Annotated in this window: 7 protein-coding genes; 5 read left to right on the top strand and 2 right to left on the bottom strand. The window is 50.8% G+C overall.

Annotated features, from left to right (window positions below):
• Positions 1-738: 738 nt before the first annotated feature.
• Both BZG83_RS08355 and BZG83_RS08350 read left to right on the top strand, forming a co-directional pair.
• Entirely contained in the window at positions 739-2,028 is a 1,290-nt protein-coding gene (locus BZG83_RS08355) for a DUF945 family protein (protein WP_077480092.1), read from the top strand.
• A gap of 101 nt (positions 2,029-2,129) precedes the next feature.
• The gene (locus BZG83_RS08350; protein ID WP_077480091.1) at positions 2,130-2,870 is read left to right on the top strand and encodes a PilZ domain-containing protein; all 741 of its coding nucleotides are present in this window, start codon (positions 2,130-2,132) and stop codon (positions 2,868-2,870) included.
• A gap of 79 nt (positions 2,871-2,949) precedes the next feature.
• Here the strand turns inward: BZG83_RS08350 and BZG83_RS08345 are convergent, their stop codons facing one another.
• On the bottom strand, positions 2,950-4,575 hold the full coding sequence (locus tag BZG83_RS08345) for a VRR-NUC domain-containing protein (RefSeq protein WP_077480090.1): 1,626 nt from the start codon (positions 4,573-4,575) through the stop codon (positions 2,950-2,952).
• Between the two features lie 50 nt (positions 4,576-4,625).
• Here BZG83_RS08345 and BZG83_RS08340 point away from each other — a divergent pair, with 50 nt between their 5' ends.
• The 3 genes from BZG83_RS08340 (at position 4,626) to BZG83_RS16715 (ending at position 9,567) form a co-directional block, all read left to right on the top strand.
• The gene (locus tag BZG83_RS08340) at positions 4,626-6,107 is read left to right on the top strand and encodes a bifunctional NUDIX hydrolase/phosphatase PAP2 family protein (RefSeq protein WP_077480089.1); all 1,482 of its coding nucleotides are present in this window, start codon (positions 4,626-4,628) and stop codon (positions 6,105-6,107) included.
• A 141-nt stretch (positions 6,108-6,248) separates the two neighbouring features.
• Entirely contained in the window at positions 6,249-9,344 is a 3,096-nt protein-coding gene (ydiJ, locus tag BZG83_RS08335; RefSeq protein WP_077480088.1) for a D-2-hydroxyglutarate dehydrogenase YdiJ, read from the top strand.
• Positions 9,345-9,411: 67 nt separating this feature from the next.
• Positions 9,412-9,567 (top strand): hypothetical protein, encoded by a 156-nt coding sequence (locus BZG83_RS16715; RefSeq protein WP_158074945.1) that lies wholly within the window; start codon positions 9,412-9,414, stop codon positions 9,565-9,567.
• A 77-nt stretch (positions 9,568-9,644) separates the two neighbouring features.
• Here the strand turns inward: BZG83_RS16715 and BZG83_RS08330 are convergent, their stop codons facing one another.
• Positions 9,645-11,810 (bottom strand): YgiQ family radical SAM protein, encoded by a 2,166-nt coding sequence (locus BZG83_RS08330; protein ID WP_077480087.1) that lies wholly within the window; start codon positions 11,808-11,810, stop codon positions 9,645-9,647.
• Positions 11,811-12,010 lie beyond the last annotated feature (200 nt).

The following is a 12,010-nucleotide window of genomic DNA, read 5'->3' as shown; positions in this document are numbered from 1 at the left end:
CGAAGAGCAAAAACGCGTCACACGTGCTCACAAGGTGACGAGTCGGTTTATACGGGTGTCTGTCATCCCCGGGACTGTCGCTGTCATTTGTTGCTCGTGACAGTCCAAGGCGACTTACCAAGCATGCAATATCAGGACGATGGTGGCTATGGGGGGCCGCGGCCGAATCAGCAATGAGATGGCCTAAAGGAGAAGCGATGTATGGCGCGGCATGTAAAGAGGTTGGCGATGCGGCGAGGAGCAACACGCAAACGGCCAGCGCAGCCATTAAACAGGAGAGGCCGACGCTGACGCCGCGCTGTCCGCTATTCCACGCATACCGAAAACGCGCGAATACATACATCGAATGTGCCTCTGAGAATCAAACGTCGACCGCATTGAACACGCGCAGGGCAAAGTGATGGCTGTATGAATAATTTGAGCCTTCATCTAAGCGGTGAGAGACGCGTCAATGGTAGTGTTTTCCTACTATGTTGCGCCGAGTAGGCTGGCGAGTAGGACGAATCATCATAGCGTGAGGTGGCTGGGAGATCTAATGCTATTTTATAAAATAATCACCGGTGAGAGTTTGTTTTTTAACTGATAAAAATCAGTAAGATATGTGGTTTTTCATGTAAAAAGATACGGATTGCTATATCGGCGGTTGTCGCCCGTCACGCAGGATGCCATGTCAGTGTTATCGTCACCGTCTATTTTTGGTTACACTAGAGCTTTTCGAGTGCCTTGAGGGCAAAAGATATGTTTCTAGGAAAATACGGCGCCATGGCTGGCGCTGTTGCGGTGGCGGCATGTTGGCCGTTTGCCACCGGTCAAATCGCGCAATCTATGTATGAACGCGAAGTGGCACAATTTAGTTCGCCAGACATTACGGTAGAACAACGGGAATACCATCGCGGTTACCTTGATTCTCGCGCTTTGACGCGTTTGCACTTTAAAGGTGACGTCAAGCTGGCTCTAGAAGAGGCGGGTCTGCCCAGTGAGTATGATCTTTCCTCAGAGATCACCCATGGTGTGCTTGGCGTATCATCCACCAATACCTTAGTGTTGACCCCCGAGCTACAAACACTCACCCAGCGACTATGGCCGGGTAACCCGACCCCTATCCGCTTGGATATGGAAACGCTTGTGACAGGAGCATCGGATTATCAGTTGACCGTCGCACCTTTCTCATTCACGAATGAAGGCAAGAATCTTACAGCCAGCGAGCTCACCTTGATGGGGAGCTTGGCGCGCGATGGTGAAATTACCTTTGATTTTAACTGGCCAGCGGCGGCGCTGAACGCCGATAACGGTGAGCAGATAAAAATAGATACGGCTAAGGGTCAAGGACGGGGTTATTTACAAGATGATCTTTGGATTGGTGAGCAGGCATTTTCGGTTGAAGGCATGCGTCTGGTTGATACCAGCAACCAAGCTTATCGAGTCGGAAAAAGTCAAATTCAGATCAGCAATCAAATGGTCAATGCAGACGAAAACACACGTGCGCGCATTGATAATGCGAACCGCATTACCGTGTCTTCATTTACGTTGCCGGATAACAGTGAATGGCGCAACATCGCGTTGGTCTTTGATGCGAAAGGGCTAGACTATCAGGCGATGGCGACGATCGCCGGCCTATCATCTGATCTTGAGAACCCAGAGCAAGTTGACGCACTGGATCAAGCGATGACGACGCTATTACAGCAAGGACTAGCGTTAGATATTGCACCGGCGAGCATCACCTTACCGGATGGCGATGTAAGCGCTAATGTTGCGCTGAACTTAGCCAAAGTGGACCCACAAGCCGCTGCGCAGTTAGACTTAAATGCCTTGGTCAGCCGTTTGTCAGGCAATATCGACATTACTGTGCCCGACGCATTGCTAAGCCAGCCGCAATGGCAGGCGAAAAAACAGCAGTTGATCAAAGCGGGATACGCGACGATGAATGAGGGACAGTTTGAGCTCACTGCCACTATTGAGGGTAATCAAATTGTGTCTAGTAATGGCGAGTCGATGCCGCTGATGCTATTTGCGATGTTAATGATCTAACACAATCAGTGATGGGGCACAGTCTTAGTGTGCTCCATTGTTGACCCCTTATTTCGCTAGCTGTATAAATAGTTGATAACTATAACGCTATAAGATAATTCATGACCCAAGCACTCCCAGATCTTAAAGCCAAAAAGTATAAAACAGTGCGTGAAGAAGCCGTGATTGGCTTACGTGCAGTTGGCTTTCTTAAACATGGCACCGCCACTCACGTACAAATTAAAACCCCGGTTGGGCAAATTTTTAGCTGCCAGAGTACCTTCATTGGCTTTGATGGCGAACAGCGACTGTTCTTTACCATTCCCACCCGTAACATTAAGCAGTTAAACCAGTTCTTTGTCGAAGGGTATCGCATTGCGGTTGATGGCGTATCGGATGAGGGCGAAGGCACCAAAATTCGTTTTGCCTCACGGATCTCACACATCATGATGTCGCCAGTCGCGATTATGCTGGTGGAATTACCGCAGCAAGCCAAGCTGATTCAACAGCGGAAAGAAAGCCGTTATGAGCTCAACGTCAAAGGTGAAATCCCACTTGAGAAGCGACGTTTGTCGGTCAACCTAACCGATATCTCCGCCGGTGGTTGTGGATTTAGTTTTGATGCTATTGCTCCCGTGTTTGAAATGAAGCACCAACTCGCGATTCAAGTCCGGCCTTCTCACGGGGATGACTGTTTTGTACTGAGTGGACAAGTAGAGAATCGTCAACAAAAGTGGGGCATGCAGCGCTACGGCTTGTCTTTTGATCAATCAGGACTTCAGCACTGTCGTGAATTGATTAAACGCTTAGTCTTTGACGGCTCACGCTACATTTTTAATCCCACCGTTGAAAGTGATGAGTGACGGTGTCACTTTAAGCTCCCTCCACTCTCTTTAGGCGAGGCCTTGCATCGCCATGCGCTGTCCAGTAATCGCATCAATATCACTGCGGGCAGCGCTGCACATAGATGACTTTTGCATTGATGGCATGATGATTAAAAAAGTGCAGCCAGCGTTTTTGATGGTGCTGGAGCGTATCGCCGGGTCCTTTTACTTCGACCCACTGATAGTCATCGGCTCGGCACATAAAAAGATCAGGCTGACCGCTGCGGTTGTGTCGTCGATCAAACAATATTCTTTCGAAACACGCTTTGAGTTGGTGGGTGGAGAGCGCGCGTAACGCTGCGTCCAGTAATGGCCATTCGATAACTCCCCAGTGGACCCAATCATTGGTGATACCGTGCTTTTCTGCATAATGCTGCTTTATCAGCGCACGCGCGTTGTCTATGTCACTGAGGCGATCGTCAATGGCGGGTTGGCGTGCAGCACAAAACTCCTCGCTGTATAAATCACGTGGCCCGCGCTGAAATGGGTTAAGAAATGCCCCTTGGACAGGCATAAAAAGGATGTCCCAAAAAAACAAGCCAAAAAGTGCGTTCAATAAGCAATTTTCGCTGTACCAGACGGTCCAACCTTGAGCGCGATAATAATCGGCAACTTCCCACTCAACGCGATCGTGCAAGGGTAAAGCCAGGTGCTCTGTGTGTATTTCGCTGATCGGCGTCGCAGGCAATTCATGGAGCCCAATATGTTGTTGGATCTTTTTTTGTTTGGCGAGGCGATAGGCGATGTCACGTTCATCCTCATCATGGGGGGCGCGCAACATGGTGCCGATCAGTGTGGAGGCTAAATCGATATTGTCTTGCTTGATGGCTATCCGCGCTTGTCGCTCACGGCTTGGAGGCTGTGTGGTGGTTTGATAGAGCATTTGTGCCGTATCAAGGTTTGCATGGCGTTCGTGTTCACGGGCAATGCGATTCACTAACCGTTGGCGTTTCCGCTCCAGTGGTGGCCATGCGTACGGCGCGGGAAGCTGGTCAGTTAGGGCGAGAATGATGTCGGGTTGCTTGGCTTTTTTCGCTTGCCAATAATGCTCATTCAATGCCGACAAGTGTAACCAATGGTCGATATGTTCACGGCATTGCAAGAGACGCTCTGATTGACGGAGAGGATAAGCCTCAAAGGTTTGAATACCCAGCTCGGCCACCACAAACTGACTTAGATCTTGGCGCGAGTTACCAAAGTAGAGCAGTAAAAATACGGATAACAACTCAGGTTGCAGACACTCAATGAGCATGGTTGGGCTGGTCAACGTGTCGCCATACGTCGCTTGAATCGCCGCTTGCCATTGCGCTTTACTGGCGCTTTTTGGCATGTTTGCCTGCGGATAAGCGCGAGCCATTTGGGGTTTGGTCAGAAGATTCAGCACCACCTCGGTGGCCGCCTGATGGGTGAGGCGGATATAACCCTGCGTGGCCAATTCATCAAGCAAGGGAGACAAGTCGCCGAGTTCGTGATACACCAATTTTTCGGCGACAAACCAATCATGACGACGCATCAATAATCGGATCAGCAAACATTGCGCCTTAAAGCTAAGCTGTTGAAAGGTGGTGATCCAATGACGCTCTGCGTGATTGAGCAGATCCCAATCACGTTCAGACACTAAATCCATCAAGCATAGGAAGTTATGATGATAATAATAGGGAGTAAGAGGGTCAGGCTGCGTCATCCTTTGTCCTTTTTTGTTTTGTTACGACACATGCATTCAGGAGCTGCCGAATGAAACGGAGTATCGCCTTACTATTGTCAGTTGTTAGTTGGTTGGTGTCGAGTTCTGTGTTAGCCGACGCAGAGAATACGTTTTCACCTGAGCAAGGGATCGCTGGCGTGGCCTGTATGGTGGTTGATCCTGCAGGGCGGTTGCTGCTCGTCAAAGACCGCGTCAGTGGCCGCTATGGATTACCGGGCGGCCGTGTAAGCCTTGCGGAATCCCCGCAAAAAGCATTAGCACGAGAGGTGTTTGAAGAGACCGCTATTCGCGTCGATGTTGGTAAGGTGCGCTATCAGGATCATCGCGGCGTCTTGTTTGATTGTCGCAGCCTGGCCCCATTACCGGTTGTCTCCCAAGCGGATGGTACTGGCATCTTGCCTGCGTGGCTGGCGCCGAACTTTGCCTCTGAAATTGACGAAGCCCGACTCGTACCCAAAGCGCACGCTGAAGACTATCAATACCGATTTAATGATAGGGGAGCGCTACTGTGGTCGTTGGTCGATAAAGTGCCAAGCAGCGATGTGACCGCGTTGGCAGACTTTAGCGCACTCGCCCCTGCCTTTTATGTGAGTCAGTACGGGTTAGTCTCGGGTGTCCAGCAAGCCGTTGCCGCAATGGGCGAGACTATGGCTTCGTTCACCACTCAGGTCTTTTGGCTGGTCAATATTTTAGGGGAAACGGCATTCTATCTTGCTTTTGTGCCGCTATTTCTGGTCTTCAGGGGCCATAAATCGGCCTTGTCTTTGTTGTTTTTGCTGATCAGTGCTGCCGCGGTATCAACCCTTCTAAAAAGCGGCTTTGCAATGCCTCGGCCTTTCTTTATTTGGCCCGAGTTAAAAATCGGTGATGCGAGAGGTTTTACAGTACCGAGCGGCCACACCTTACTGGCGGCAGCGGTAACAACGGCTTGGTATCTTAAGCGGCGCGCTGAGCATCCGCCCGCCTATGGAGCGTTGGCGCTGACAGTAATAGTGATTGTATTGATGGGCCTGAATCGGATGTACCTCGGTGTACACTTTGCCAGTGATGTCATCATTGGCGGCTTGATTGGTGTCGGCATTGCAAGTGTGACCGTCAAACTCGATAGTCTGACGGTAAAAAATGCGCGTCCTCTGCTCAATACCGCACGGATATGGCTGTTGGTATGCATCGTATTGGCGCTTGCAGCATTGGCGGTGAAGTTGCCAAATTTGCTGTATCTTGCCGCACTCGCGGCCGGCGTTTATACCGGTCAAGTTTGGCATAAGCTGTTCCCAACCCGTAAACCCGCACAAACACGAGGCGGAAAAATACTCACTTTTGCGTGGATTATTCTCGGCGCGGGGATCATTCTCGGTATTGCTTATGGTGTCAGCCAGTTAACTGGGGTCAGTTGGGTGTTGCTGATTTTCACGTGCATGGCAATTTGGAGCATACCGCCTTGGGCATTGATCGCCAGCCCTGAGTTAGCACGTTGGTTAGCCCGAAAAATAGGCATGCAATCGTTATAGCTACGTTTGGCGAATGGTGCTTTGTGATGGGTTGATGGTGAATTGTGGGTGATCGCTTTGGCTGCGCGTAGAGTTAAGGTAAAGTGACAGCACAACAAAAAGTCACACCAGGCATGGTGGATACTGCGCACAGGAACAGCAATGATACCGGCAATACACCCACAGGCGGGCTTGTCGTCCGCCGTCGTTGATTTTCTAACCGCTTTGCAGCAAGCAGGCTTTGAAGGCGATATTGAGTCAACTTACGCGAGCCGATTGGCGGTGGCGACCGATAACAGCGTCTATCAGGCACTGCCACAAGCAGTGCTTTTCCCCGCGAGTGTGGACGACCTCGCACTCATTGGGCACACCGTACAAGCGCCGCCTTTCAATGCGATTAAATTCTCTCCTCGCGGTGGCGGAACGGGCACTAACGGTCAGTCACTGACGAAACATGTGGTGGTAGATGTTTCTCGCCACATGAATCAGGTATTGGAGGTAAACCCAGAGCAAGGCTGGGTCAGGGTGCAAGCTGGTGTGATTAAAGATCAGCTCAATGACATCCTGCGGCCTTACGGTTTCTTCTTCTCGCCCGATCTTTCGACCAGTAATCGCGCCACCATTGGCGGCATGATCAATACGGATGCATCGGGACAAGGCTCGCTTCGTTACGGGAAAACCTCTGACCATGTATTGGGTCTAAAGGCAGTACTCGTCGATGGCAGTGTGTTAGATACGCAACCTTTGGATAGTGATCAATTAAATCATGCGATGGAGCGAGACGATCTTGCCGGTCGAGCATTAGAGACTGTCTCGTCGGTGTGTAGAGAGCACCGAGATTTGATTACGCGTACCTTTCCGCCTTTAAACCGCTTTCTTACTGGTTACGATCTTAAGCATGTCTATGATGACGCATTGAGTCGGTTTGATATCGGCCGCGTCTTATGCGGCGCGGAAGGCTCGCTGGCCTTTATTGCCGAAGCGACCTTAAACATTACTCCGATCCCGACTGTACGCACCTTGGTCAACATCAAGTACGACAGCTTTGACTCTGCCTTGCGCAATGCGCCTATGATGGTCGAGGCCAAGGCGTTATCGGTTGAAACTGTCGATGCCAAGGTGTTGGATTTGGCACGCAACGACATTGTCTGGCACACCGTGAGTGATTTGTTGCAAGACGTGCCGGGCAAAACCATGCATGGCATCAACATGGTGGAATTTGCAGGCAATGACGCTGACGATATTGACCAACAAATTACCGCTCTTTGTGACAAGCTGGATGCCTTGATTGAGCACGAGCAACAGGGCGTGATTGGCTACCAAATCTGTCGCGATCTCGCGTCGATCAACAAGATCTATGCGATGAGAAAAAAGGCGGTCGGCCTGCTCGGGGCGACGAAAGGGAAAGCGAAGCCGGTGCCTTTTGCCGAAGATACCTGTGTGCCGCCTGAACACCTAGCCGACTTTATTAGTGAGTTTCGTGCCTTATTAGATAGCCATGATCTGCATTACGGCATGTTTGGTCATGTCGATGCGGGTGTGCTCCACGTTCGCCCCGCACTGGACCTATGCGATCCGGAACAAGAGCGAATCATGAAAACCCTGTCAGACCAAGTCGTTGCGCTGGTCGCGAAATACGGTGGTTTGATGTGGGGGGAGCATGGCAAAGGATATCGTTCTGAATACGGACCGGCGTTTTTTGGTGACACCTTGTTTACCCAATTACGGCGAGTTAAAGCGGCATTTGATCCGCAAAACCGCATGAACCCCGGCAAAATTTGTACGCCTATTAATAGCGAAGATGCGTTGGTTCGTGTTGATGACACCAAGCGTGGTTTTTATGACCGGCAAATCCCCGTTGAGGTTCGCGACAGCTTTAAAGGCGCGATGGAGTGTAACGGAAACGGGTTGTGCTTTAACTATGACACCGCATCACCGATGTGTCCGTCGATGAAAGTTAGCTACGACCGTCGCCATTCTCCCAAAGGACGCGCGGGGATCGTACGGGAATGGTTGCGTCTATTGGCCGAGCAGGGTGTCGATCCGCTCGATGTGGAACAGGCCCTAATGACCCAATCCCCTTCGGTGCGTGAGGTGATGAAAAAATTTGGCCGCTATTTTACTCGACGTAAGCAAGCGGACGATTTTAGCCACGAAGTAATGGAAGCGATGAATGGCTGTTTGGCGTGTAAAGCGTGTGCGAGCCAATGCCCGATTAAAGTTGACGTTCCCAGCTTTCGCTCTCGGTTTATGCAATTGTATTACAGCCGCTACCCGCGTCCGATCAAAGACCACCTCGTGGCGAACATTGAAACGTTATTGCCCCTGATGGCAAAAGCGCCCAAGTTGGTAAACGCCGTCACTCAACCCCGCTGGGCACAAGGGTTGACGGCAAGATTGGTGGGATATACTGATACGCCTGCGTTATCGGTGCCCACCTTAGCAGCGTCTTTGGCTGGCGATCATGCGCTAAAATTTGATCTAACTTGGCTGCAAGCTCTGTCTGCGCAAGAGCGTGAAAATTATGTGTTGATTGTCCAAGATCCGTTTACCAGCTTTTATGAAGCACCGCTTGTGCATGATCTTGTTCAGCTTGCGCGCCAACTAGGAAAAGTGCCGATGTTGGTTCCGTTTAAGCCCAACGGCAAGGCCCAGCATGTGAAAGGCTTCTTACGCCGGTTTGGGGCAACGGCAGAGAATACCGCTGCGTTTCTTAATCAACTTGCTGCGCTGAATATTCCCTTGGTGGGCGTCGATCCGGCATTGGTGCTTTGCTATCGTGATGAATACTGCGAAGCGTTGGGCAAAAAACGAGGCGATTTTAACGTTCAACTCAGTCACGAGTGGTTGATGTCAGTGGTGCCAGCATTGCCGCCAGCGGACACTATAGACGCAGGAACTTGGTATCTGTTTGGTCACTGTACCGAAAAAACACAATTGCCACATGCAGAGCAGCAGTGGGCACAACTGTTCGCTCACTTTGGTGCCGAGCTAAAACCGGTATCGGTTGGATGCTGTGGTATGGCGGGTACCTATGGCCACGAAGCCGATAAGCGTGAGGCCTCGCAAGCCATCTACGATTTAAGTTGGTCAGGCAAGTTGGCCGAATTGCCGGCGGAACGAGTCCTCGCGACGGGCTATTCGTGTCGCAGTCAGGTCAAACGGTTTAGTGAGCAACAATTGCGGCACCCATTGCAGGTATTGCTGCGTTTAGCGTGCACCCGCAGTGATCGTGTCCATACTGAACACGTAAAGTAACATTGAGCTTGCACGTAAATGGGTTTCGCGTACAGTGAAATAATGGCTAAAAACGAAGGCAAAACAGATGCTTAAAACGATTGTTATCATCTTGCTGGTTTTGGTTGGTATCACCGCGGYACAGTACCTTGATGAGGGCACGCAAAAGAAAATTGCGTGGGTTGTCGGTGGTATTGCGGGCGTGCTTGCGCTGATGGTCATTGGCGCCGAGCTATTTCGTTAACGACCTGTTTGCTCGGCAAACGGTTAAACGCCCCCATCGCGCGATGTTGGGGCGTTTTTGATCCTATCGCTAAACGGTTATTTACGCTTGCGAGACGGCTTATTGGTAGTGGCCGACGCACGGCTTTTGCCGCTGGGACGACGAATATCGGGTTGATTCGGATGCTTGGTCGCAAAGCGCTGGGTACCATGACGTCCAGAGCGGCGCTGACGTCCAACTTTAGTTGGAGCGTCTTCTTTCGGGATCAAACATTTAGGGCCGTTACCGATAAGGTGGCTTTTACCCATACGTACCAAAGCATCACGGATCAGTGGCCAGTTAGCAGGGTCGTGGTAACGTAACAGTGCCTTGTGCAGTCTACGTTGACGCTCGCCTTTGGCGACGGTGAGATCTTCGCGTTTTTTATACTTCACGCGCTTCAGTGGGTTGGTTTCAGAGTGATACATCGCGGTGGCATTACACATTGGTGATGGGTAGAAGTTCTGCACCTGATCACACTCAAAATCGTTCTCTTTCAGCCAGCATGCCAGATGCACCATATCCTCATCCGTACATCCGGGATGTGCGGCAATGAAGTAGGGGATAAGGTATTGTTTTTTTCCTGCTTCTTTGCTGTATTTTTCRAACAGGGCTTTAAAGCGCTCATAGGCGCCCATCCCCGGTTTCATCATTAGATCGAGGGTGTTTTTCTCGGTGTGTTCGGGGGCGATTTTGAGGTAACCCCCAACATGGTGGGTGACCAACTCTTTCACGTATTCGGGCGATTCAATCGCGAGATCGTACCGGACGCCTGACGCGATCAAGACTTTTTTAATCCCTTCGACTTGGCGAGCTTTACGATATAAATCAATCGTATGACGATGATCCGTGTTCAACTTGTCGCAAATTTTAGGAAACACGCAAGACGGTCGCCGACAGTTGCGCTCGGCTTTGGGGTCCGAACAGCCTAAACGGTACATGTTCGCGGTAGGCCCACCGAGATCAGAAATGGTGCCGGTAAAGCCGGGCACTTTATCACGAATATCGTTGAGCTCTTCAATGATCGATTCATGTGAGCGGTTTTGAATGATCCGTCCCTCGTGCTCGGTAATTGAGCAAAATGAGCATCCGCCAAAACACCCACGCATAATGTTTACTGAGGTTTTGATCATGTCGTAGGCGGGAATTTTCGCCTTTCCATATTTAGGATGAGGAACACGTGCATAAGGAAGACCAAACACGTAATCCATTTCTTCGGTAGTCAGTGGCACAGGAGGTGGATTGATCCAAAGCAGCTGATCGCCGTGTTGTTGGGCCAGAGCGCGCGCTGAATAGGGGTTGGCTTCTAAGTGCATCACGCGACTGGCGTGGGCGTATAAAATGCGATCGTTTTTGAGTTTCTCAAATGACGGCAAACGCACATAGGTATTTTTCGCATCGTGGCGAGAAGGACGAATCGTGATCGGTTTCGCTGCGTCAGGTTCAGCTTTCTTACTCGTTTCACATTGCGTTTCAGTGGCGTAGGGATTTGGCATCACCATGGCTTTACCCGGCTTATCGATGCGCGTTGAGTCAACTTCGGCCATGCCTTCTGGGGGATGCTTCATCATCACTRCTGTCCCCGCGATCCGTGTCATATCAGCCAGTGCTTCGCCCCGCGAAAGACGGTGRGCCACTTCAATCAAGGCACGTTCCGCATTGCCAAACAGCAGAATGTCGGCTTTCGCATCACATAACACAGAGCGACGGACTTTGTCTGACCAATAGTCATAGTGTGCTAAACGGCGCAAGCTGGCTTCTATGCCGCCCAGCACAATCGGGGTTTGCTTGTACGCTTCTCGACAACGCTGTGAGTATACGAGTACAGCGCGATCGGGGCGCTTTCCACCCTCATTGTTAGGCGTATAGGCATCATCATGACGCAGTTTTCTATCCGCGGTGTAGCGGTTGATCATGGAGTCCATATTGCCCGCGGTAACACCAAAAAACAGGTTCGGTTCCCCCAATGCCATAAAGTCATCTTTGCTATGCCAATTAGGCTGCGCAATGATCCCGACTCGAAAGCCTTGTGCTTCAAGCGCGCGACCAATCACCGCCATACCAAAGCTGGGGTGATCGACATAGGCATCACCGGTCACAATGATGATGTCGCAGCTATCCCAGCCGAGTATATCCATCTCTTCTCGGGTTGTAGGCAGGAAAGGCGCCGGTTCAAAGCAAGCGGCCCAGTAGGGGGTGTAATCGTAAATAGCAGTTGGGGTCACGTTATCGTCTCTTGGTCAGCCCAGAGGCCTTGAGGATGGGTGATACCCCAAGACGGGCGATAAATTAGCCGGCGATTTTAGCGGTATTCCTGCATGGAGTATAGGGGCAAATGATCCCAGCGGGTACTCTATTACGTGGAGGGGTTGTGGGTTTTTACATAATCAATAAAGGCACGATCAGCCAAAGACAGATAACCATC

The organism is Salinivibrio sp. PR919, from assembly GCF_001995355.1.
GTDB classification, from domain to species: Bacteria; Pseudomonadota; Gammaproteobacteria; order Enterobacterales; family Vibrionaceae; genus Salinivibrio; species Salinivibrio proteolyticus.
This window is presented reverse-complemented; position numbering and strand designations above follow the sequence as displayed.